The sequence below is a fragment of the Bacillus sp. FSL W7-1085 genome (assembly GCF_038595035.1).
GTDB classification, from domain to species: Bacteria; Bacillota; Bacilli; order Bacillales; family Bacillaceae; genus Bacillus; species Bacillus altitudinis.
Window position 1 is genome coordinate 2,015,847 of the sequence record NZ_CP152000.1, and the last position, 24,195, is coordinate 2,040,041.

Consider the following 24,195-nt stretch of genomic DNA (forward strand, 5'->3'; position numbering starts at 1 on the left):
TTAAGGTAAACGTTCGTTATGCTATAATCAAAAAGTTACATTTTACATTTAGAAAGGAAGTTCATGTCACTTGTTTAATGAAGGTATTTGGATCTTATTTGCGATCATTAATTTTATCATTGTTCTTCTATTTTATAAAGGATTTGGCAAGATGGGGCTTTTCGTCTGGATTGGTTTTGCAACAGTTGCTGCCAATTTACAAGTGGTCAAAACCGTTGAATTATTTGGCTTAACGGCAACACTTGGCAACATTTTATATGGCAGTGTGTTCTTTGCAACGGACGTCCTCAATGAAAAATATGGACAAACCGAAGCGAAAAAAGCTGTCTGGATTGGCTTTGCCACCCTTTTAACATTAACTGTTGTCATGCAGGAGGCTTTGCTTTTCCATCCCGCTCCATCTGACATTTCCCAATCATCATTAGAAACGATATTTGGCTTTATGCCAAGGGTCGCTCTTGGTAGTCTTGCTGCTTATATCATCAGTCAAATGTTAGATGTTTATGTATATTCGTTTATTCGCCGGATATTTCCTTCAGACGGTGCGCTCTGGCTGCGAAATGCGGGGAGTACAATGATTAGCCAGCTACTTGATACACTCGTTTTCACAACCATTGCCTTTCTTGGGACCTACCCATTCCATATATGGATCGAAATTTTCATCACGACTTATGTGATTAAATTTATCGTCGCTGCTATTGGCACACCTTATGCCTATGCGGCGAAAAAAATGGTTCCGATTGATGAAAGGGGGAAATAAATTGCCAGCTGAAATATATATTGACGGTGCTAGTGCCGGAAACCCAGGTCCATCTGGCATCGGCATTTTCTTGAAATATGACGGAAAAGCTGAGTCTTTCTCCATTCCTCTTGGCATCATGAGCAATCATGAAGCAGAGTTTTCCGCGCTCATTGAAGGCATGAAAATTTGCGTAGAAAAAGGATTACGGACCGTTTCATTCCGCACTGATTCACAAGTGGTAGATCGTGCAGCCAATGCAGGATTTGCTAAAAATCCATCTTTTCGTCATTTTATCGAAGAAATGCTGCAGCTTCAAAGCGAATTTGATTTATTTTTCATTAAGTGGATTCCGAGCAAGGAAAATCAAGTGGCTGATCAGCTCGCTAGAAAAGCGATTCACCTTTCAAAAGGATGAATCGCTTTTCTTTTGGTTATGCTAATGTGTGAGGTGATACGAATTGGATAAAGAGAACAGAGGCCGTGTCACAAACGGAACGACTCCTCAAGGTGATGCGCAAACAAAAGATAAACAGCCAATATCGCAATTAGAAAATAAGGCGAAAAAAAGCAACACAAAGGGCTAAAATGAACTTGATTTTAGCCCTTTCTTTTTTTTCTAACCTTAACTGATTCCTAATTGACTTAAGCGGTTAACCATTGGTTCGATCCCTTTGATTTGATGCAAGCGAAGCATTGCCGCTGCCCGCTCTGGGTCCATTTTTATTTTTGTTTCGTCAATCGGACAGCTGAGTGGTACATCACATTTAATTTCTGCCAGTATACGAGAAAGCTTCAGATCTTCTAATCCTGCTTGCATTTTCTTTTGCTGAGCTGCCGTTAATGCATGAACATTTTCTAACAGTCGATCAATCGTTTGATACGTTTGAATAAATTTCAACGCTGTTTTTTCGCCGATTCCTTTTACACCAGGATAATTATCACTAGCATCACCCATCAGCGCTTTCATATCAATCAGGGCCTTTGGAGATATGCCCATTTCCTCTTCAAAAAGGGCTTTTGTATAATGCTTATAATTCCCGATGCCTTTTTGCATTAAAGCCACGGTCACTTGTTCATTCAAGATCTGCAGCAAATCTTTATCTCCTGTTAAGACGGTCACATGTGCTTCGTTTTGATAGATAGATGCAAGCGTTCCAATACAATCATCTGCTTCAAAACCTTTCACACCAATGTTCATGATCCCCAGTTCTTCTGTCGCCTCTTTTGCTAAATCAAACTGCGGGATAAGCTCAACAGGCGCCTCGCCTCGATTGGCTTTATAATCTTGAAACAATTCGTTACGGTATGTCTGGCTCCCCATATCCCAGCAGCATACGATATGAGTCGGCTCAAATGTTTGGACAGCTGTTAACAAATGCTTCAAATAACCATTCACTCCATTTGTCGGTACACCACGATCATTTATCATAAAATTGCGATGGACAGCCGTCGCATAAAACGACCTAAAAAGAAGTGCCATTCCATCTACAAGTAAGACGTGTTTATTCATTCATCTAAGCTCCCTTTTTATAAACAATACTCCTATTCTATCATAGAACATCGAAACGAACATAAAAAAGGCGCCTTCTTCTTTTGATAAAGAAGAGGCAGCCCGATTACTTTTTACCATATTGCATTTTTTTCGTTTCCGCTTCTGCGTAGGATGGCATGCCTTTTTCCTTCAGCATGCGCTCCTCCTGCTGCTTTACGTTTTGCTTTTTTGCCATGATCATTCCCCTTTCTGGTTCATTTGTTAAGATGACCAAAAATGAGAAAGTTACTCTTTACTTCTGTTTACGCTGGGTGTATTCCTCCACCATCTCAATCGTGACATGTTTACGAAGGGGAACAATTCCGCCTCGGGCAAGCTCATTCATTTTAGACGTAATGGCGTTGATCTCATCTGTTGAAAATGGTTCATTGTGTTCACATTTTTTCACAGCCGATTCAATCGCCTGCTCTCTTTTTTGTTCAAGTGCAAGAAAAGATTGGATGTGGGCATGTTGTTTCTGTGAATGTGCAGAAATTTCTTCGTGTACGCTCGTCATCGTCTATCAACTGCTTTCTTTTTTATATAGTCTATCATGAATCATATCGTTTTCAACTGGTTCTTCCATTCATTTGTTTGTTCATAAACTTGTTCAATGATCGCCTGTTTTTCAGCATCTGTTGTAAGGCTTGTCATAAATGTCTGTTTTTGCTCATTGAGCTGTTGGAGAGCATCTTGTTCGTACCTTTCCGTATAGGTCTTCACTAGCTTTTCATATCTGCTCAGCAACTCTTCTTTTTCGTTATCTGCCCAACGTGTTGTCATTTGATGTAGAACATCTCGAATGGCTTCAATAAACGTAGCCTTTTCATTTTGTTCAAAGAAGGCTTTCGCTGATTTTTGTTTCTTTAAAAGCGGCTCAAATGGAGTAATCTCTGCTTCGACTTCAATTTGTTTTAGCTCAGCATTTTTCTCCTCAGGGGCTGACAGGCTGAGAGAAAAGTAAGGATCTTCCGCACATGCAGCCTGCATCCCTTTTTCCCACTCCTCCTGGAAATAATGGTGGATAAACGATTCCATTCGGATATCAAGTGCCTTGAGCTCCTGCACAAATTCAAATTCATACTCCTTTAACGCTTTCTCAAGTGCCATTTTTAACTGCTGACCAAAATTCCCTTGAGATATGCCAGGATAAAAAGCCGACTTTAATAGATCATTCGCAAATAATGAAAGCCGCTGTACAATATGATAGAGCTGTTCATGCACGTCTTTTTTTACGCTTTCAGTCACAAGTTTAGACCGTTTCACATCTTGCATTTTTTCGAGAATGGCTTCATAGGATGTCTTGATGTTTTTCTTTTCAGCTTCTTTCTCATCTTCTGATTGATGCAAGGTCGCACGTAGTCTATCGACCGTTGTACATAATGTATTAGCTTCAAAATGCAAAAGTTCAATGGCATCTTTCGTTAATTCTTCCTCAATAAAATAGTCGAGCTGTTTTCTCAGTGTTGCATATTGATTATAAGATGTCGGCTCTTTCCCTTCGATCTCTTCCTTACTAGACACATGATGCAGGTTTGGATTGCGGATACCTTCTTTTGTGAGCTCGCTTCGTACATAGTCAAATACGGTTTCAAGCTCTGCTTGATCTTTAGCCAAATCAGCTGCATTGATGATAAAGAACATTTTATCCATGCTAAAGGAATCTTTTACGAGTCCAAGCTTCCTTAAAAATGAGCGATCAGCTTTTGAGAAAGAATGCTGATAATACGTTAAATAAAGAAGGGCGTCTGCATCCTTCATATACTGGAAGGCGATTTCTGTATGACGCTTATTCATACTGCTAGCACCTGGTGTATCGACAATCGTCAGCCCTTTATCTGTCAAAGGTGTACTTAAATACACCGTCACTTCCTTCACCACACAAGAAACAGATTCTTCCGCTACATAAGGCTTTAATTCTTGAAGTGTGACATGTAAATTGGTTTGGTTGTCAATGTCATCATGAAACTTGGCATAGGCTTGTAGAAAATGTTCTACAATGATTCGGTGATCCTGTTCGAGCTGCCGTTTTTTCAGCACTCTTTCCAGCTTTGCCTTAAACGAATCTCCTTTTTCTGTTGTGATCGAAAATCCAAGAATCTGATCGAGTTCCTCTAGAATGTCTTGCTTGGTTTTAAACACCACTTTGACACTTTCATGAGGATGATCTTCCGTAGGTCGTGTCAGTTTGTTAATTGTTGCAGTTGTTGGCGTAGGAGATGATGGTAACACCTTCCGTCCAACAAGCGCATTGGCAAAAGAAGATTTTCCAGAACTAAAAGCGCCAAATAAAGCGAGTGTAAATTCTTTTGCCCGTAGCCGTTCTGTTCGTTTTTCAAAGGAATCTCTTTGAGACTTTAGAATATCTAAAGGCGATAAAATGCGGGAAAGCTCTTTAAATTGTGCAATTGATTGTGCTGTTGTTAAATGCTGCGATTGACGGTATTGATCGCGCTTTGTCCGTTCAGCAGCTTGATCGCTCTCTTCAACATGAATTGATGCGCGATTCTTCTCCAGTTGGTCGTGCTGCATCCATTGCTTTTTCGCATAAAACCAGTCGCCTGGGATATGCTCATCCGTTCCGTTTTGCCAAATATCCCATAAATGCTGAATATCCTGTCTTATTTGTTCATTTTTTTCGTTATACCCCTCAAGGCTCTGAAGCTCTTGTTTCGCTTGCTCCCATTTTTCCTCTTGCTTCTCCTGTTCATTCTTGAGCTGGTCTTTCAAGGTTTCAATCATCTGTTCAATCAATTGAAGCGCTTGCTGTTTCGCCTGTCTTTTCAATGCTTCACCAGCATCTTTCGCATATTGAAGAACATATTCGTTAGAAAAAGTTGCCCCTTGGTGAATGACCTTTTCAAGCAAGGATTCTTCAATAGGTGTCTCAAATGCCATGGCTTTGTCTAATAACGCTTCCCCAAGCTGATGCTGTTTTATTTCTTTTTTGAGGAGCTCGGCAATGTGCCAGTCAACTTCCGCTTTCATTCTCTTTTTTACATCTGCTAAGAAATCATTTGCCCGCTTTTCCTTTTCCTGCTCGGTTTTATTTTTGGCAAAAAGTAAACCCACTTTAAAGCCAGGTGCTTTCGATTCAATATAGTCACTTGCAAGCTCTCGCATCTTAAATGGCGTGAGGTTTGCATTTTTTAAGATGTTCTCTACTTCAGAAGACACTTCATCTCCTACCTGCTTTGCACCATTTTCCATAAATCGGCGTTTCTCTTCTAGTTCTTTCACTTCATTCCTTTTTTCTTGAAGCTGCTTATCAAGGTCCTCTTCATGCAGTTCTTCTTTTAACGAGTCTATATGTTCTTTTAAAACATGTTCGATTTTTTGCTCTGTATAGGCTCGAAGTGATGCTTTAGGCATGGTTTGTAATTCTTGTAGTTTCTTCACTAAACGGATCATTTCGTTTTTTGGGTGTGCCTCATCCGTCACAGAAGTAAAATATAGATGTTCTTCTTCAATGCCTTCTTTTAAAAGCATCTCAACGACTTGTTTTTTGTAGTTTTCAAAAGTTGTCTCTTGTTCATCATGCCGATCCACTTGATTGACGATGAAATAAAGATTGGGCACTTTCTCTTTAATCGAGCGAATGAAGCGAATGTTTTCTTCAGAATGGACATGGTTATAATGAACGACATAAAAAAGAGCATCCGCTTGATGAAGAATAGAAGCAGCGGATAAAAAGTGCGCATTATCCGTTGAATCAATTCCCGGTGTATCAATGAGTGCCACTTTTTCTTCAAGTCCACTATAATCACCGCTAATTTCCACCATCTCAATTTGTTCCCCATCTTTACAAAAACGCTGCACCGCTTCTTTATCATAAGAACCGCTCATTTTTGCAAAACGTCCATCAGACGTATGGAGCTGAACTTCACTGACCCCTTTCCTGACAACAACCAAGTTTGCACTCGTTGGAATTGGGCTTGTGGGCAGGATGTGATCATGAAGAAGATGATTCACTAGTGATGACTTACCAGCAGAATAGTGGCCGGTAAATGCGATATATACTTCTTCTTCAGCTTCCTTTTTCATAATAGATGCAAGTTTGGCTGCGCGCTCGTGATCATCCCTTTTCAGAAGGCTTTGATATAAAGCACCTGTAGTTTGAACGAGCGAATCTCGAATAGACAAGTCTTTCATGACGATAAACCCCTTTGTTTTTAGAAAAGTCAGTTATGTATGTGTACCATTTTACACAAAATAAAGAGATTTTTCTTCTGATCTGAGGAAATAAAAAAATCTGCTACCCGATCAGTCACAATGGACTGCAATCAGGAAGCAGATTTTTTTGAAACACCTTTTAATACGAAGCCAATCAATAAGCTGTATACACAGACCGTACCGAGTAAGAAAATCATTGTCATGTGATCACCGTCCATCCTTCATGATTGAGAATGTTTATCATTAATGAAAGTGTAGCACAATTGATAATGATTTTCAATATTAATTTAGTAAATACTGATTCAGTGCTTTTTCTTCTGTTTGAATTCTGACCATCATCATCCATCCATTTAAACACGTAAACAAAATGGCAGTAATAAATGCGTTAAATAGCAGCGGAATGAACATCAGTTCAATCGCCACCACCACATAGTTAGGATGCTTCAACCAGCGATACGGCCCCTTTTTTACAATCATCGCATTTGGAACGACTAAGATTTTTGTATTCCAAAACGTCCCAAGTGAACATAGTGCCCAGTACCGAATCACCTGGGTCGCAAGCAGAAACACAAGTAGCAATAGGAAAAAACGAGACGGTTGACGATGCAGCAGCCATGTCTCTCCAATAAGCGAGAGGAAAAAAGCTGCATGCATAGCGACCATATAAGGATAATGGCTTGCACCAAATTCAATCGCTCCGAGCGCCTTCACCTTCTTTTCATTTCTTTTCGCCACAAGCACTTCAATGAGGCGCTGACAAATGAAAATGCCAATCACTATCCAGAAAATCATCACGAGAGCCCCTCCCATTTCATGAGCAATAATTCTGACGAAAAGCCTGGACCAAGTGCTCCGCAAAGCCCCACCTGTCCTGCATCTAGTGACTGATGTTCAAGAAAATGCTTCATGACATATAAAACGGTGGCAGAGGACATGTTTCCATGCTGTTTCAGAACCTCTTTTGAAGAAAATAGCTGATGCTCTTGTAAAGATAGGCTTTCAAGATAGGCATCAATCACTTTTTTTCCTCCAGGGTGAGCAAGAAATACGGATACATCCTCTGTTGAAAACCCTAGCTGATGTAAAAATTGATCCACTTGCTCTTTTAACCACCCAGAAATGATGGATGGAATGTCACGTGAGAAGATGACCCGAAATCCGTCGGCGGTAAAATCCCATCCCATCACATCCTCAGAATCTTTCATGGTCACTGACTGCGTGCCAAGCACTTTAGGTACTGTTTTTAACCGCGTATACTTAGAAGCAGCCTTTTCTCCAGTTAAAAGAACGGCCGCAGTCCCGTCACCGAACAGCGAGGTTCCAATTAAATTGCTTTTTGATTGATCTTGCGGCTGAAAAGTGAGGCTGCAAAGCTCGCAGGCAACAACGAGCACTTTTGCTTCTGGATACGCCCTGATGTATTCATAAGCTCGGGATAAGCCTGCCGCCCCGCCCCCGCATCCTAACCCCCAAATTGGCACTCGTTTCGTATAAGGAGAAAATGGAAGAACATTCATCAGCTTTGCATCAAGACTTGGTGTTGATAACCCTGTACTGGAGATGAAAAACAAAGCATCAATCTCATCAAAAGGAACTGGCATTGTAAGGAACGCTGTTTCATGCAGACAGTGAAAAACGGCTTCTTTCGCATGTGCCAATGCTTTTTCGATATAGAGGTTGTTTTTCTCTTCAAAAGAGTGATGTTCTTGATACCAATCAATAGGCTGTACAAACTGCCTGCTCTCTATTTCGCCATTATTAAAAGCTTTTAATAGCCGATCAATATCTTTAAACGATCGTTTAAATTGAGACCTTGCAAATTGAGCAGCTGCTTGCTGATCCACATGATGTTTTGGCAGACTTGTTCCAACTGAAAGAATGTATGCCATCGGCTTCACCTCTTTTTTCGGTTAATATCCCCAATCAAAAAAAGGATATACATGCCAAAACGACACAATTCAGTCAAAATATTTTCCTCCGTCTAACTTTTTGTCTTGACGACAATTGATAAATATTGGATAATATAGGTGAAAACATGATGTAGTTTTCCTCCTTCACAGGTTCGTTCCAAGCCAAGCGAACCTGCTTTTTTTATGCAATTTATGTTCAAAAATAATGGTGATTTAATGAAAAAAAAGAACTCCGTTAATTGGGAGTTCCTCTGTGAATGACCTCTCTTATGAACATCTAAAGAGCAAACCCTCACCTAAATCTTTTCAAGGATTGACTTAATAAAATCAGTTTTTTCATGTGCGTATTTGTGTTTGTCATTTCCATGTAATCTTGATAATTTAAGTTTAAGCTGTTGGTACTCACTTCTAGCTTGCTCATTATTTCTCAAGTAATCTCTGAAATTTAACTGTTCAAGTAAATACTTATTATGTCTTTGGTACATATGGATTTGATGTGTTCGTGGTTCTCCTTTATTAAAGTAGTGTCTTTCAGGTAATACGTCTGTTCCTTTATATGAGTAACCGAGTGCTTCCAACGCTATTACACATTTTTCTCCATCAAAAAAATGTTCTATTTCAATGGCAATATCAATAATTGGCTTAGCGCTTAAACCTTTTACTGCTGTACTTCCAATATGGTGTACATTGATTATGTATTGACCAATATCACCTATTATCTTTCGCTTTTCACTTTCAAATTCTTTTGCCCACTCAATAGACCAAGGAACTAAAAAAACTTCCCCTCTTGGTAATCCTAACATTTACTTATCCCACCTTTTAACACCCATTTGGAGAATGTTAATAAACCAACTTTATCATAAGTCCCATATGGAGAGAGCAGACAGATTTCAACAATCATCCTATTCGTTTAGATCTATTTCTTGGTTGATGTCATTCAATACGATTCTTAACAATTCACTCTCATCTTATTTTATATCTAAAGAACAAAAATTCCCTTCAACCGATTATTAATAGAGTTATTTAACATAGCTTTATGCAAAAAAACACCTCTCAAATGAGAAGTGCAGACCGTAGACAAACCCCACCTTTACTTCAAGTAAAAGTGCTGTATGAAAGGAATAAGCAAATGACTTTTCACATTCACCTTTTACATAGTAGCCAATCTCTGATTCAGTTGTACTGACTTTGCTTCCTTTTGTTTCTTCTTTATTTTGTAGGGTAAGAGCTTTTCTCTATGTATTCGCGATTGATAGCCTCTATCTCCAATATCCACTTGAGCATCCTTTTTTCAATGAAATCGTCATTTTACAACACTTTCATACGGAATCTCCTTTCACTTCGCATTAATGGTTAAATCTGTTGCTATCTTAGCGTATAAATACCAACGTTTCGATCATTATTCAGAATTATTTCATTTAAACATGAATGGATCACCTTTTTTTCTGATCAACACAAAAAAATAACCATAAAATGCTAATTTATTTGATGATTATATATAAAAAGGTGTTTTTTTCCTGTATACTTAATCAATATGAACACCATGAAAAACAGTGAAAAAAGACAGAATCTACTACATGATTCGGCACAAAATTTAATTGACTGGAGTGATTGTCATGAAAAAGGTGTCCAAAAAACAGACACCCTACAACACGATATTTCTCTCGAAGATAATTGGTTTAGTGCTTCTTACACTGTTTCTCGTTTTTATCTGGGATATGTCTAAACCCCATTTGCAGGCGACAAATGGGCAAGCAAAAATTGTTACTAGCAGTGACTTCCGAGACACAAGTATCAGTCTGAAAGCAAAAGATCATTCTACAAGAACATTGGATCAACAATTTAAGACCAATCCAAACCAACAGACAACGAATAAAACGGTCTTTTTAACATTTGATGATGGCCCTTCTGCTACATCAAATCAGCTGTTAAATGTCTTAAAAGCACATCAAGTGAAGGCGACATTCTTCATGCTTGGACCGCAAATCCAAGCTCACCAAGCAACTGTGAAAAGACTTTATCAAGAAGGACATCAATTAGGGCTTCATGGCATGACGCATGATATAAACCGCTTTTATCAGAACAGTGAGTCTCCCGCAAATGAAATGAGAGAAGCTCAGCTCATTCTTGCTTCTGTTACAGGCGTTTACACCCGTCTTGTGAGAACACCTTATGGCAGTGTTCCAAATTTAACATATGATCAAAAAGTACGTTTAAACCAAAATGGCTTTATTTACTGGGATTGGACGATTGATAGCCTTGACTGGAGATATAAAAACTCACAATATGTTCCAGAGGTATTGAATCAACTGCAAATGTTTGAGAAAAATAAACCATGGGAACCAAAAGTTATTTTAATGCATGATCAACCCTCTACCACGAACTATTTAGATAGCCTGATTACACAACTAAAAGCAAGGGGCTATACATTTGCAGTCATTAACGAAACAATGCCGCCGGTACAACATTAATAGCACTAATCACAACAAGCCCGTATCCAAAGGATGCGGGCTTTCACCTCTCCAAGAGAAGTGTTTACATAACAGATTGCTTAGGTTCTTCCATTAGCTCCTGCTCTGTTTCTTTTTTAAAAGGAATCATGTGATAAATAATATGAAGCAAAATAGCGGTAAAGCTTCCGGCGACAATTCCGTTACTTGTTAACAATTTAATCGATTCTGGCAAATGATCAAACATTTGTGGTACCACCGTTACTCCGAGCCCGATGCCAACTGAGCATGCGACAATGAGTAAGTTTTCCTGTTTGGCAAAATCGACGCGTGAGAGCATTTTAATCCCGTACGCAATGACCATGCCAAACATGGCGACCATTGCACCGCCTAGAACGGATTTTGGAATAATCGTTGTAAATGCCGCGATTTTAGGAAAAAGGCCAAATACCATTAATAATACACCTGTCACCACAATGACCTGATTTTTCTTCACACCTGTTAATTGGATCAATCCAACGTTTTGGGAGTAGGCTGTGTATGGAAAAGCGTTGAAGATACCGCCTAATAAGACGGCAATTCCCTCTGCACGATATCCCTTTGCTAAATCCTTCTCTTTTAATGAACGATTCGTTAAATCTCCGAGCGCAAAGTATACACCCGTTGATTCGACTAATGACACAATGGCAACTAATGTCATCGTCATGATTGGTGCAAACTCAAAAGTAGGCAACCCAAAGTAAAAAGGCTCAATGATGCGGAAAACTTGTGCATTCGCCACTTCTGCCGTCTCCACCTTCCCTAAGAAAGCAGCAACTGCTGTCCCAAGTAGAATGCCGATTAAGATGGCAATGGCTTTCATGAATCCCTTTGTAAATCGATAGAGAAGGACAATAATAAACAACACTAGAAAAGCAAGTCCAAGATTCTCAAAAGAACCATAGTCTGCACTTCCTTCACCACCTGCCATATTGTTCATGGCTACCGGAATTAAGGTAATTCCAATGATCGTGACGACGGAACCTGTGACAACGGGCGGGAAGAATTTCACAAGCTTCCCAAAGAAAAATGAAAGAGCAATGACAATAAACCCTGCGGCGATAATACTTCCATATATAGATGAAATTCCATATTTAGAGCCAATCGCAATCATAGGAGATACCGCAGTAAATGTACAGCCTAGTACAACAGGCAAACCGATGCCAAAAAAGCGGTTTTTCCATACTTGAAGCAGTGTGGCGGCACCGCACATGAAAATATCTGCCGAAATTAAGTACGTCAGCTGGGCTGGCGTGAGCCCAAGCGCATCTCCAACAATGAGCGGGACAAGAACCGCACCTGCATACATCGCCAGTACATGCTGTATCCCTAGCGAAAGGGTTTTGGCTTTTTTAGTGGCACTCATGATTGTACCTCGCGTACAAACGTGACTTTTCCTTCCTCAAGCGATTCGATACGTGCGAGTGACTCGACTCTATAGCCCATTTGCACAAGCTCTTTTCTTCCAGGCTGGAATGATTTCTCGATAACAATTCCAAAACCAGCTACTTTTGCTTTCGCTTGCTTTGCGATTGCAGCTAGTCCCTTAGCGGCTTCTCCATTTGCTAAAAAGTCGTCGATGATTAACACACAATCATCCTCACTAAGGTGCGTGTTAGAGACGGCGATCGTACTTTCTACTTTTTTGGTAAAAGAATACACACTTGCTGTCAAAAGGTTATCCGTTAAAGTCAGTGATTGCCGCTTTCGGGCAAAAACAACTGGCACATGAAGGGCAAGCCCAGCCATGACAGCAGGTGCAATACCAGAAGATTCGATTGTGATAATTTTAGTAATTCCATCATTCTTAAATAATCTAGCAAACTCTTGACCGATCTCATGCATTAACACAGGGTCAATTTGATGATTTAAAAAAGCATCTACCTTTAGCACTTGATTTGACAGAACGATTCCTTCGTTCTCGATCTTTTGACGTAACAATTCCATCATTCTTCCTCCCAGCATATTAGCAACTTTCATTTTTTTGCATAAAAAAAGCATTGCTGTCCATTAAGGAGCAAGCAATGCGAAAACGATCCACGGGATCTTCAGCTCATACAAAAGCTGTTTCATTTTGCTCACTCATAGTCGGACGGTATCGGTGTCCGGTAGAAACTTGCGTGCCTTCATCACGCGATTATATGAGTGTTTCATAGTGTTCAAATTATAACAAGATTTCAGACGCTTGGAAAGCACTTTTCTAGAAAAATACCGAACTTAAATAATCATTAAGCTTTAAACGTTCGTTTTTAGAATATTCAAGCAGCAAAAAAGCACCCTTCTGATTAAAGGGTGCCTCAGATTGTTGACAAAGGGCTAAAATGAACTTTATTTTAGCCCTTTGTCTTCTTTTCAGCGTGATAGAAAACCTTTGCAGTCTAGGAAGGGCGAGCACCGGAGCAGAGCGAATTTAACATTCGTGAGCACCGGCGCGCAGACCCTGACAACGAATGCGAGGGTTTGTCTACACGCTGAAGCACCCTTCTGATCAAAGGGTGCCTTTCATTTATGATAAATATAGTTTCGTGTACTTATCTGTTAAATAATCAATTAAGTATTGAACATTTAATTCTTCACCAGTTGCGTCTTGAATGATCTCAGATGGCTTTTTCCGTTTTCCATGCTTGTGGACATGTTCAGTTAGCCATTCTTTTATCGGTGCAAAAGACCCATTTTGAATCAGTTCATCAAAATTCGGTAAATCTTTGATCATTTGCTGCTTTAATTGCGCCGCATACATATAACCAAGTGCATATGAAGGGAAATATCCAAAACTACCATCTGACCAGTGAACATCCTGCAAAATACCAAGCGCATCGTTAGGCGGCGTAATGCCAAGATATGCTTTATATTTTTCATTCCATAACGCTGGCAAGTCTTCAACGGCTACTTCTTCATTGAAAATGGCTTTTTCAATTTCATAGCGAATAATAATATGAAGCGGATACGTGAGTTCATCTGCTTCAATTCGAATGTAAGTCGGCTTCGATTCATTCACCGCATGCACAAATTCTTCTAAAGTGACATCTTTAAATTGTTCAGGAGATGCCTCTTGCAGCTTTTGATAATACGTTTTCCAGAAATCTTCATGTCTGCCGATAAAATTCTCAAAGAAAAGAGACTGTGATTCATGAATACCCATTGATGTGCCGTCACATAAGAGCGTTCCGCTCAGTGCCTCATCAATATTTTGTTCATAAATGGCGTGGCCGCATTCGTGAATGGTGCCAAAGATCGCCATTCGAAAATCGTGCTCATCATAACGCGTCGTCACACGTACATCCCCTCTGCTTAATGTCACAGCAAATGGATGAACCGTTGTATCAAGTCGTCCTGCGTCAAAGTCATACCCTAACTCTTTTAAGAAAAAGAGACTCAGCTCTTTTTGTTTGTCGATCGGGAAGCTTTTCGATAAAAACGAAGTATCTGGTTTATTTGGCGAAGCTTCAATTTTTTTCACGAGAGGAACGATGGCGTCTCGAAGTGCACCGAATTTTTGATCGAGTTGTTCAACCGTCATATCCGGCTCATAATTATTGAGCAGCACATCATATGGTGTTTTTTTCACGCCCCAGTACTGGATGAAACGCTTGTTAAAATCAATCAGCTGTTTTAAATAGGGTGCAAAGAGTGAAAAATCTGATTTCTCCCTTGCTTCTACCCAAACATGCTCTGCTTTTGATTGTAGAATGGAGTATTCTTTAAATTCTTCTTTTGGAATTTTGCTGTTTTCATCATATTCTTTTTGCGATAATTCGAGTGCCTTCTGCGTGTCTTTTGACAGCTTTTCTTTCTCTTTATTTAATGCTTCAAGAAGATCTCTCATTTCATCAGAAGTCTTCATATTAAAGATATCGCTGGATAATTGACCGATGGTTTCTGCTCTGAAATCAGCGCTTTTTTTAGGCGCTTGTGTTCGAGAGTCCCAATAAAGTAAATGAAGCGCCTCTGTATAATGGGCGATTTTTCCTAGTAATTGATAAAACGCTTTCTCTTTTGATTCAAGACTCATGCGTTCGTTCCCCCAATCAATAAAATATGTATGTACGTTTCAAGGCTACTTCAATAAATGTTCTTTTGTCAATGAAAAAGGAGGATACGCTGATCGTATCCTCCTCTTATTGAATGGTTTTCTATCATTAAGAGATCACTGGCTTTACTGGAAGAACGGATTCAATTTTACTTTGCAGCTCAATATCTTTCTGACTGCCAAAGTAAATATGAATGCTGCCAGCATCTTGGCTTGTCCGAATCAGTCTCCCAATGCCCTGCCTTAGACGAAGCAGCATGTACGGAAGGTCTACTTCAGTAAATGCATCTTTCGCTTCATTCCGTTTTGCTTCAAATACTGGGTCATGCGGTGGATATGGAAGTCCCCAAATGACCACATTTGTTAGAGACTGTCCTGGAATATCCAGCCCTTCCCACAAGTGAACGGAACATAACACAGATGTTTCATCCGCTTGGAACTTTTGAACAATGGTACTGATCTCCTCGTCTCCTTCAAAATACACATGGAAAGGCAGTGATTCATTTGATGCTTCGAGCTGCTTTCTAAATACATGCAGTTCATCAAATGAAGGGAATAAAATAAGAGATCGACCGCCATTTTCTTTTACCTGAGATAGCACGTGCTGACCTTTTACAGCTGACTCTGTCATTGGCTGCTGAATTCCATGGAAATACATTTGCATTTGCTCCTCATAATCATACGGCGAAGCCACACTCATGGATAAATAATCTTTGATCCCAAGGCTTTCAGCTAAATAATCAAATGATTGATTTTCAGACAACGTAGCAGATGAGAAAATATAAGGGATTTTTTGCGAAAATACCTTTTCACCGAGAACTTCTGCTACCGTTTTTGGCATGACGACAAAGGTGGTATCTAATTCCTGCTTCTCCAGCCAGCTAATGGCATTTTTCTGATAAAGCGACAAAGAATACGCCATCTGTTCAATGTACTCTTCCACAACAGACAATTCGTATTGATCAATTGTGTACATCTCTGATTCAAATACGAGCGCTTCTCCAATCTTCTCAAGCAAATCACATAATTCACTTGCTGAACGCTTTACCTCATCTACACGACCAATTTCAAGACGGTGTGATCCTTTGATTTCTTTGGCATTCGTTTTTAAGAGATAAAAGAACTGATCGTTTGTTGCAAGTGCATCTTCAACAAGCTCTGCAAACTCTTCACGAATATCATTTTGCAAAAGACGCTCCAAAAACGTCTCAAGTGTTGATTGTTTCACTCGGTATGTTAGCGCTTTTTGTGCTGCAAACTCAAGAAGATGCCCTTCATCAAATACAACAGAGCTATGCTCAGGAAGGAGCGGCAGCTGTCCTTCACGTTTACGTGACTCCTTTGTCCATACATGCTCCATGTAAAAGTCATGAGAACAAATGATGAGGTCTGTTGCTTTTCGGTAATGGTCTCTTGATAAATTCAAGCCACAGCGATGCCGCATGTCGCACGTTAAGCAGTCCTGAAAAGAGTCATAACCAATTCTTGACCACTCATCATTTGTTAATTCTGGATACTCTTTTCGATCACCATACGGATAAAATGTCTGCATCCCATGAGATTCATGAACAAATGAAGGAAGCGATTCATAAATGTCGAGCCACTTCTCATCATCTTCACGTTGCATCGTTTTCTCTAGTTTCTTTAAGCATAAATATTGATCATGCGATTTACTTAATCTCGCATCTATTTGAATATCAAGGTGATTGGCAATTTTATAGATATCACCTTCTTGTTTGACCAGCTGTTCAATTAACGTTTCGTCTGCACATGCAATGATCGCAGGTTTCCCTGTATATCTTGCATATGTGACCGCAAATAAAAGATAAACGATTGTTTTGCCTGTGCCTACCCCAGCTTCGGCAAACATCACACTTTTTTCTTTAAAGGCTCTTTCTAACTGAAAAGCCATAAATATTTGTTCATCTCGAAGATCAAAGCCCTTTTCTGGCAAAATGTCATAAAACACATCACCAATCCAGTTGCCCAGTTCTTCGTAAAAATTATGTTCTTTTGTTAATGAAAAAGGCAAACGAGATGCTGTCACCTGCTTCAACCCCCAACTTTTGAATCATTCAGACATTCAATAGTAACATTTATGCTGGGGTATGACAATCTTTTTTTAAGAGCGCAGGCGATGCTGGTAGCTTTCCTTCATTAAAAATGCGTGCTCTGAATGGTCTATGTAGTTTTGAGCCATTGCTAAGTTCTCGATGGCTGCCGTAAGTTTAGCAGATTGTCCCGTTTCAATCCCTTCTATTTCTCGGGCTGTTGAAGCGAGTGCTTTTTGAATTAACTGAAATTGATCATAATGAATCATGAAGACACCTCTTTTTTTAAAATCAAGTTCAGTTTATTCCGTCCCGTCAAGACTTATACCTTTTTAGCATAAAAAAATCCACACCTTCTCGTGGTGTGGACATTTGTTACGATTCAGTTGTTTGCTTCCTAGGCCGGCGTTTTCCCCAGTATTGATAATAGTCTGTTTTAATAAATCCATTAAACAGTTTTCTCTTTTTCGTCGCTTTTCTTCCGAAACACTCTTCGAATTTTTCATGTGACGTTAAAATGTAAATGGACCACGTATCTAGGTTTTTCAATGCTTCGCCCATGCCTTGATACATTTTTTCCACAGCTGGCTTATCGCTGAGACGTTCACCGTAAGGCGGATTTCCGACAATCACACCATACTCATCTTTTGTTTGAAAGTCTTTCACTTGCATTTGCTTAAATTGAATCAATTCACTAAGTCCAGCTTCTTCTGCGTTCAGTTTCGCAATCTCTACCATACGATGATCAATATCGCTCGCGATAATGTGAAGCGGCTGATCATAATTCGCCTTTTCTTCTACTTCAAGGCGTGCTTTGTTCCAAACGTCCTCACCGATCCATTCCCATGATTCAGATGCGAACTCACGGTTAAATCCAGGAGCAATGTTTTGTCCAATCATCGCTGCTTCAATAGCAATTGTTCCTGATCCGCAAAAAGGATCGACAAACGGACGGTCAGGTGTCCAGTTCGTTAATAAGACAAGCGCCGCTGCAAGGGTTTCTTTAATCGGCGCGCCCCCTTGATCTGCACGGTATCCACGTTTATGAAGACCCACACCAGACGTATCAAGCGTCAGCAATACTTTATCTTTTAAAAGCGCTACCTCGATTTTGTATTCAGGGCCTGTCTCTTCTAGCCATTCAGACTGTATGTTGTAAGATGATCTAAGTTTTTGCGCGATAGCCTTTTTGACGATGCGCTGACAATCCGGCACACTGGCAAGCTGAGATTTAACAGATTTACCAATGACGGGAAATGTGCTATTTTTCGGTAAAAATGCGGCCCAGTCAATGGCTTTAGTCTGTTCAAAAAGCTCATCAAATGTTCTAGCCGAAAATTCAGCAACTTGGACCTTGATCCGGTCTGCTGTACGCAGCCATAGATTCGCACGGCAAATGGCAAGTGCATCTCCTTGAAAAATGACTTTTCCGTTATCTACAGTGCACTCATACCCAAGGTCTCTTACTTCTTTTGCAACAATCGCTTCAATTCCCATTGGCGCTGTTGCGATGAGTGTATAGGTTTTCATTTGTTTATCACCTGTTTTCTCGTTCTTTTCTTAATCAAGATAAAAGCTCTCCATATGTAGAAATAGGAGAGCTTTGATTTCATCATGTTTATGATAACGGATATAACGTTCTGTAAGCCATGTTTTGTTCCATCGTACTGCAAACGGCAAAAACCTCGTACTCAGGTGGTAATCATCTATCTACAGAATTCTCTGTCCTTCTCTCCGTTTGGTTCCTTTGAGAAAGTTCCCCTACCAAGTTTGGGTTTCTCGCTCGAGGGGTTTACCGCGTTCCACTCTCACCATTTCTAGTGAGACTTCGTCACTGTGGCACTTTCAAGGATACTTTGCCATATCCTAAAAGGACGTAGGCATTTTTCCTGCCGTCAGCCTTTCCCAGGCTGCCCTGGCTTATTTTTTCGCCAGGCACGAACACTACGGGCATCTCAGCACCGTGCGAGCATGGACTTTCCTCTGCAATGTCAAAGCATTACAGCGATTACCCGAACGTTAATCAACATGCGTTATTATAAACGACAATGTCATCTGACACAAGCTTTTTTGGTATTACTCAATCATAAAGTTTGCTGCCGAAAACGTGTTTCTCAAGATTAGATAGTCTTTTTAAAATATCAAAGTTTGTTGTATTGGACTGTGCAGGCTGTCTTTTCCCTTGCTCAACCGCTTCTTCAAGCTGTTTTGACAAGTGAAGGTTTTCTTGTTGGAGTTTTTCAATTTCTTGATGGAATGTCTCATAGTCTTTAATGACCATATCTAGAAATTTATCGACTTCTTCTTGTTTATACCCTCGGACACCTGTTTTAAATTCTTTTTCTAAAATTTCTTTCGCAGAAAGCTTTACTTTATCAGCAAGCATCTTTTTCACCTCATATCGTGAATTCATAGTATATTTTTTCAGAAATACGTGACGTTGTCAAATTTTCTCTTGCTTTTAGTCAAAAAACGGATCTTCCGCCTCAACCTGTGCTCTTAAATCATCCATTGTGATATACATAATTGGGTAGTCGGTATAGGTTTCAGCTTCTTTGATCATATATTTTGGCGAGCCTTCGTGCTCGGGATCATATAAGACGAGAAGGCCGTCCGTTTTTTCAATAAAAAAGCGGTTCTTTTGTTTAAATTGTGCCGGACTTTCATACGGTCTATGCGTGACACTTTCTACAAAATCAGCTTGTGCAAGAACGCCTTCATACAGCTCTTTATTTTGTTCATTCCAGCGCTCTTCCTGTTCATAAAATGGTGTAATGACAGCAAGTTTTAAATCTGGAAACTCCTCTTGAAGCTCAAAGACCACTTCAGCTGTCCATATTTCTGCCCCTAACTGACCTGAAATGAGCACCCATTCCAGCCCGTCTTCAATGAGTGCCGTCAGCCTTTTCCGAAGTTCCGCTTTTATGTATTGAAGTGCAGGCTCGTCTTGTTTGAAGATCCCAAGCTCAAATGGCTTGTACCCTGTGACAGCAATAATTTTCATTTTTTCACCTGCTTTTAAAAAAAGGGACTTATAAAAGTCCCATTTCACTTTATCTGTTACAGCAAGGTCCACCGCAGTTAAAGTGTTGATGTGTTGCCGGGTCCACCTGAGAAAACGTATGCGGGAAGTAGTGAACATGTTGGAAATTTTGGTGATGAACATTTGTTACATGCTGCGGGTGGATGTGCGGCACAATTGTAGTTGACTCACTGTGCGTACAGCAGTGATTCGTTGGATGTACAATTGGCTGTGTAACATTTGGATTGCAATGATGATGATGGTACATGTAGCATTCCCCTCTCCTTGATTTTCTTACATTAATAATGTATGAATCAAGAGGTGTACATGTACTAATGCATTAACCTATTTTAAAAGTTTGCAAGAAAAACATCTTTATAGTTTGAAAACACAAAAGCGACCAATATGACAACAAGAAAAAACAAGTAGAAAAGACCCTTATACATGCTCTACGCTCCTCATTCAATATCTAACGTTATTTTACAGGATTCGTGACTTTTCTACAATAAAAGTGCTAAACAATTTTTATTTTCGGCCGAGAGCCGAACGTTGTCTTTTTTTGCGCTTTCCCAGGCAATAATTTCATTGCCCAGCTTTTCTTAAGAGCCGCTTTTCTCGCTTGTCAAGTTCCACAATGTCTCGTTCACTTAAAGACGATCGTGATAACAATGTTTGGGTAATGGAAAGGGCTGCTTTTGGATCTTTTTGACGGTGTTCTTCATACTTTGCAAGCTCTACACCCGCTTTTAATCTTAAATGAACATCACTTGATTCAAATAGACGTCTCCATATGCATGCCGCTTTATCCCATTGTTTTAATCGCTTGTACTGTAACGATAGATCATAAGCTGCTTGATCCGCATGCTCAAACGCTGCTCCCGTTAATTCTTGCAGGTGCTTTGTTGCTTCCTGCACATCACGGTGAGCAAGATGCCACTTAGCTAATGCATATTTCTCATCGTCTTCCTTCACCGCATCTTTGGATAAGATTTTTTTAGACAAATGAATGTAGAGACTGATTAACGATAAGACATCAAGTTCATTGTGAGTCAAAATTCCTTCAATCAGTTTCGGGTTTTGTTCCTTTAAAAAGTGAAAATAGATCATTGGTGCGAGGAACCCCGGTGTATCTCCCTCTCGATTGACGTGCAGTTCCTCTTTTTCTACAACCGAAAGAGCCATACGCTCATATTTATGTTTCCACAATCTCCTTGACCCATGCAGAAGGTCAAAATGACCAAATTCAGGTAGAGCAGGTATTTGATCGCGTAATAATGTATGCCTCGTTTTGACTTGAGGCCAATCAAATGATTTTCCATTATATGTCACTAGCGATTCAACATCCACCTCACTAAGAAAGCTATTGTAAAGTGCCGCTTCATTTCCTGGATTCGTGAGCAAATGTTGTTTTACCACCACTTTATCTGAATAAACTCTCGCATGCCCAAGTAGAAAAATCATATTTCCCGTTCCGCCAGATAGTCCTGTTGTTTCTGTATCGAAGAAAAATAGCTCGTGAGGCTTGTAGCCTTTTGCAGAAAGAGAATGCTGAATCTCACTTTTGTTCCATGCACTCACCATCTCCGGCAGTTCTGCAAATGAATATCGCCCATGCTGATGGTCAAGTGGATAGGTCACTTCCCGAATGAGGCAGAAAGAGTCTTCAAAGTAGTAAGGAGCTGCACCTAATTCCCCCCACTCTTTTAGAAATGGTATGGTTTCAGCCGTCACAGTGTGCGTTTGTCCCTCTTTTACTGCCCCACGCTTTTCATCTGACTGATTGTGCGACAGGTGTTTTTTCATTCTGTTTAATTTTCCTTTTAATGACATGAGTACGTCTTTTCCCCCTTTCCTTAAAATCCTGCCATCAATTGAATGATACTGCTTTTTCCATCGATCTCTTTCATTTCCATGCCAATACAAGATGGACAGCCGTTCTCGCAGCTGCATCGCTCAATCAGCTGAGTGGCTGCACGGGCAATTTCATCAAAGCGAGCCTGGACCTCTTTACTTAAACCGATTCCACCTGGGTAATGATCATATAAAAATACGGTCGGTTTCCCGTTATGGGCTGCCTTTATTTGAGAAATGACATGAATGTCTGAACGGTCACACATGACAAACGCCGGAACAATATGCTGAAGAACATTGGCAATACCGAGCAAGAGCTGTTCAAGTGTTTTTTCTTCAAATGTCCGCTCTGCTTCATGTAATTCAAACCAAGCAGCACTCGTATGAATCTCTTCTTCAGGTAAGTGAATCGGGCCGGAACCGATATTTTCCCCGGTAGATAATCGAATTTTTTTGAAAATGGTCGGCATTGCATTGACGGTCACATCACCGTAGTGAACAGATACCGCCTCTTTCTCTGTTGTTTGATCAATTTCAAGCACCTTGAGCTGAACTGCTAAATTCGCATCTGTATAATATTCTACATCGACTTGTTTCACATAAGCCTTAAGATGCTCATAATCTAGCTTTTCCACTTGATACTGAACCCCTTCATGTAAATAAATCGCTTCATCATGAAGTAAAGTCATCGCACTGAATCGATCCATCTCCCCAATAATTCGAACGTTCGCTACATCGGATTGATCGACAATGACGACATTTTCCTGACTTGCAGATCTCAGACTGATGCCATGAGCCGGGAACGATTGATCTGACCAATAATAACGGTTCCCGCTGAAATGAAGAACCCCTTCTTCATGTAAGTATTGCAAGATTTCTTCTACTTCCATACCGCCAAACTGTTCATCTTCTCGAAACGGTAGCTCGTAGGACGCACATTTTAGATGATCGACTAGGATGATAAGGTTCTCAGGATTGATTCTGGCCGATTCAGGTGGTCTGTTAAAGAAGTATTCAGGGTGTCTGACAATATATTGGTCAAGTGGCGATGAGCTTGCGACCATGATAATGAGTGCTTCCTCATGACGCCTTCCAGCTCGTCCAGCCTGCTGCCACGTACTCGCTACACTGCCAGGATATCCGGTCATGATACAGACTTTTAGCTGTCCAATATCTACTCCTAATTCTAGTGCGTTTGTGCTGACAACACCGAGAATGTCTCCTTCCCTTAAGCCTTTTTCAATCATGCGCCGCTCTTTCGGCAAATAGCCCCCGCGATAACCACGGATCGATTTAGGACCAATTTCTTTTTTCACTAGTTCTTGAATATGACTTAGGATGACTTCAACTCTTACCCTACTTCTAGCAAAAACAATCGTTTGAATTTTTTCTTTTAAAAATGTTTTAGCGAGCTGATTCACAACAGTGGCCGCACTTTGTCTAATATTTAAAGGCTTATTGACGACTGGCGGGTTGTAAAAGACAAAATTCTTTTTACCGCTAGGTGCTCCGTTTCGTTCAATGAGATGCACCTTGCTTCCGGTCAGCTGCTCTGCAAGCTCTTTCGGATTCGCAATGGTCGCTGATGTACAAATAAAGGTCGGGTCACTTCCGTAAAATGCACAAATTCGCTTTAGTCTTCGAATGACATTGGCAACATGACTGCCAAACACGCCTCGGTATGTATGAAGTTCATCAATGACAATATACTTTAAGTTCTCAAATAAACTGACCCATTTCGTATGATGAGGCAAAATCGCTGAGTGCAGCATATCTGGATTTGTGATGACAATATGTCCTGCCTGTCTGACGCGCTGGCGAATCGCTGGGGAGGTGTCCCCGTCATAGGTTTCACTGTGAATTGGAACATCCATCTCATGAATGATTTCGTTTAATTCACTTTTTTGATCTTGCGCAAGTGCTTTTGTTGGAAATAAATAGAGGGAGCGACTTGTCTGATCTTCTGCGATCGACTGAAGAACTGGCAGATTGTAGCAAAGCGTTTTACCTGAAGCTGTAGGTGTCACAGTCACCACATTCTCACCATCCATCACACGTTCAAAGGCTTCCTTTTGATGAATGTACAGTTCGCTCACACCTCTTTTTTCAAGCGCCACTTTGAGCCTGTCATTTACTCTTTCAGGAATTGGAGAAGTCAGTGCAGGCTTCTCTTCAATTTCATGCCAATGCTCGACCTGTTCGTCTTTTTTTAAATCTTCTATGAGTTCGTTCATTGTTTTCTTCTTCATCTGGTATCCACCTCTCATTCTAGTGTACCGAATATTTGTTTGCATGACTAGGCGGCAATTTTTTGATGCACCGCTTGTGAGCAAATATTTTGATGTGTTGTAACAATATCTATTACACTTCTATAGTGAAATGATTTTATCAAGGAA

22 protein-coding genes, 1 other RNA gene and 1 riboswitch are annotated in these 24,195 nt (G+C 40.2%); of the genes, 4 read left to right on the plus strand and 19 right to left on the minus strand.

Annotation, left to right across the window (positions count from 1 at the left end; all coding sequences use genetic code 11):
• The first annotated feature begins 70 nt into the window (after positions 1-70).
• Genes MKY11_RS10240 through MKY11_RS10250 form a run of 3 tightly spaced genes read left to right on the plus strand, consistent with a single transcriptional unit; the run spans position 71 to position 1,326 of the window.
• Positions 71-760 (plus strand): queuosine precursor transporter, encoded by a 690-nt coding sequence (locus MKY11_RS10240; protein WP_007500834.1) that lies wholly within the window; start codon positions 71-73, stop codon positions 758-760.
• A gap of 1 nt (position 761) precedes the next feature.
• Positions 762-1,157, plus strand: a complete 396-nt coding sequence (locus MKY11_RS10245; RefSeq protein ID WP_017359712.1) for a reverse transcriptase-like protein — start codon at positions 762-764, stop codon at positions 1,155-1,157.
• A gap of 43 nt (positions 1,158-1,200) precedes the next feature.
• Complete coding sequence (locus MKY11_RS10250; RefSeq protein WP_008346357.1) at positions 1,201-1,326, plus strand: hypothetical protein; 126 nt, start codon at positions 1,201-1,203, stop codon at positions 1,324-1,326.
• Positions 1,327-1,364: 38 nt separating this feature from the next.
• Here the strand turns inward: MKY11_RS10250 and MKY11_RS10255 are convergent, their stop codons facing one another.
• The 7 genes from MKY11_RS10255 to MKY11_RS10285 form a co-directional block, all read right to left on the minus strand.
• Positions 1,365-2,252, minus strand: coding sequence for a 5'-3' exonuclease (locus MKY11_RS10255; protein ID WP_047946659.1), 888 nt, complete (start codon positions 2,250-2,252; stop codon positions 1,365-1,367).
• Positions 2,253-2,526: 274 nt separating this feature from the next.
• Positions 2,527-2,790, minus strand: coding sequence for a YpbS family protein (locus MKY11_RS10260; RefSeq protein ID WP_008346351.1), 264 nt, complete (start codon positions 2,788-2,790; stop codon positions 2,527-2,529).
• A 41-nt stretch (positions 2,791-2,831) separates the two neighbouring features.
• Positions 2,832-6,425, minus strand: a complete 3,594-nt coding sequence (locus MKY11_RS10265; protein ID WP_342501388.1) for a dynamin family protein — start codon at positions 6,423-6,425, stop codon at positions 2,832-2,834.
• 131 nt (positions 6,426-6,556) lie between these two features.
• Positions 6,557-6,664, minus strand: coding sequence for a Fur-regulated basic protein FbpC (gene fbpC, locus MKY11_RS10270; RefSeq protein WP_306172627.1), 108 nt, complete (start codon positions 6,662-6,664; stop codon positions 6,557-6,559).
• Positions 6,665-6,728: 64 nt separating this feature from the next.
• Entirely contained in the window at positions 6,729-7,238 is a 510-nt protein-coding gene (locus MKY11_RS10275) for an isoprenylcysteine carboxylmethyltransferase family protein (protein WP_038475250.1), read from the minus strand.
• The gene (locus MKY11_RS10280) at positions 7,238-8,335 is read right to left on the minus strand and encodes a 3-oxoacyl-[acyl-carrier-protein] synthase III C-terminal domain-containing protein (protein WP_039165634.1); all 1,098 of its coding nucleotides are present in this window, start codon (positions 8,333-8,335) and stop codon (positions 7,238-7,240) included. Before MKY11_RS10280 ends, MKY11_RS10275 begins: the two co-directional genes overlap by 1 nt.
• A gap of 317 nt (positions 8,336-8,652) precedes the next feature.
• Complete coding sequence (locus tag MKY11_RS10285) at positions 8,653-9,159, minus strand: GrpB family protein (RefSeq protein WP_342501389.1); 507 nt, start codon at positions 9,157-9,159, stop codon at positions 8,653-8,655.
• An 813-nt stretch (positions 9,160-9,972) separates the two neighbouring features.
• Between MKY11_RS10285 and MKY11_RS10290 the strand changes: the two genes are divergently transcribed.
• Positions 9,973-10,827, plus strand: a complete 855-nt coding sequence (locus MKY11_RS10290) for a polysaccharide deacetylase family protein (RefSeq protein ID WP_342501390.1) — start codon at positions 9,973-9,975, stop codon at positions 10,825-10,827.
• A gap of 64 nt (positions 10,828-10,891) precedes the next feature.
• Here MKY11_RS10290 and pbuX read toward each other — a convergent pair whose 3' ends face one another.
• The 12 genes from pbuX to MKY11_RS10350 all read right to left on the minus strand — a co-directional run bounded on the left by pbuX (position 10,892) and on the right by MKY11_RS10350 (position 24,048).
• Positions 10,892-12,211, minus strand: a complete 1,320-nt coding sequence (pbuX, locus tag MKY11_RS10295) for a xanthine permease PbuX (protein ID WP_342501391.1) — start codon at positions 12,209-12,211, stop codon at positions 10,892-10,894.
• On the minus strand, positions 12,208-12,792 hold the full coding sequence (gene xpt, locus MKY11_RS10300) for a xanthine phosphoribosyltransferase (protein ID WP_268382755.1): 585 nt from the start codon (positions 12,790-12,792) through the stop codon (positions 12,208-12,210). The genes pbuX and xpt overlap by 4 nt, the downstream gene beginning before the upstream one ends.
• Positions 12,793-12,910: 118 nt before the next feature.
• Positions 12,911-13,010: riboswitch (purine riboswitch) on the minus strand.
• 341 nt (positions 13,011-13,351) lie between these two features.
• Positions 13,352-14,857: a carboxypeptidase M32 gene (locus MKY11_RS10305; protein ID WP_160757571.1), complete on the minus strand. Its 1,506-nt coding sequence runs from the start codon at positions 14,855-14,857 to the stop codon at positions 13,352-13,354.
• A gap of 127 nt (positions 14,858-14,984) precedes the next feature.
• A complete protein-coding gene (locus MKY11_RS10310; RefSeq protein WP_327859431.1) occupies positions 14,985-16,922 on the minus strand; it encodes an ATP-dependent DNA helicase in 1,938 nt (645 codons plus the stop codon).
• A gap of 75 nt (positions 16,923-16,997) precedes the next feature.
• Positions 16,998-17,195 carry a hypothetical protein gene (locus MKY11_RS10315; RefSeq protein ID WP_017359721.1) on the minus strand — a complete coding sequence of 66 codons (198 nt, stop codon included), beginning with the start codon at positions 17,193-17,195 and terminating at the stop codon, positions 16,998-17,000.
• Between the two features lie 106 nt (positions 17,196-17,301).
• Positions 17,302-18,456 (minus strand): class I SAM-dependent RNA methyltransferase, encoded by a 1,155-nt coding sequence (locus tag MKY11_RS10320; RefSeq protein ID WP_039165648.1) that lies wholly within the window; start codon positions 18,454-18,456, stop codon positions 17,302-17,304.
• Positions 18,457-18,564: 108 nt separating this feature from the next.
• Positions 18,565-18,946, minus strand: an RNA gene (gene rnpB / locus MKY11_RS10325) — RNase P RNA component class B.
• A 60-nt stretch (positions 18,947-19,006) separates the two neighbouring features.
• The gene (gpsB, locus tag MKY11_RS10330; protein ID WP_008344631.1) at positions 19,007-19,312 is read right to left on the minus strand and encodes a cell division regulator GpsB; all 306 of its coding nucleotides are present in this window, start codon (positions 19,310-19,312) and stop codon (positions 19,007-19,009) included.
• Positions 19,313-19,387: 75 nt separating this feature from the next.
• The gene (locus MKY11_RS10335; RefSeq protein WP_202394241.1) at positions 19,388-19,930 is read right to left on the minus strand and encodes a DUF1273 domain-containing protein; all 543 of its coding nucleotides are present in this window, start codon (positions 19,928-19,930) and stop codon (positions 19,388-19,390) included.
• A gap of 49 nt (positions 19,931-19,979) precedes the next feature.
• Positions 19,980-20,216: a spore coat protein CotD gene (gene cotD / locus MKY11_RS10340; RefSeq protein ID WP_072368252.1), complete on the minus strand. Its 237-nt coding sequence runs from the start codon at positions 20,214-20,216 to the stop codon at positions 19,980-19,982.
• A gap of 314 nt (positions 20,217-20,530) precedes the next feature.
• A complete protein-coding gene (locus MKY11_RS10345) occupies positions 20,531-21,778 on the minus strand; it encodes a ribonuclease H-like domain-containing protein (RefSeq protein WP_135009780.1) in 1,248 nt (415 codons plus the stop codon).
• Positions 21,779-21,801: 23 nt separating this feature from the next.
• Positions 21,802-24,048, minus strand: coding sequence for a DEAD/DEAH box helicase (locus tag MKY11_RS10350; RefSeq protein ID WP_342501392.1), 2,247 nt, complete (start codon positions 24,046-24,048; stop codon positions 21,802-21,804).
• Positions 24,049-24,195 lie beyond the last annotated feature (147 nt).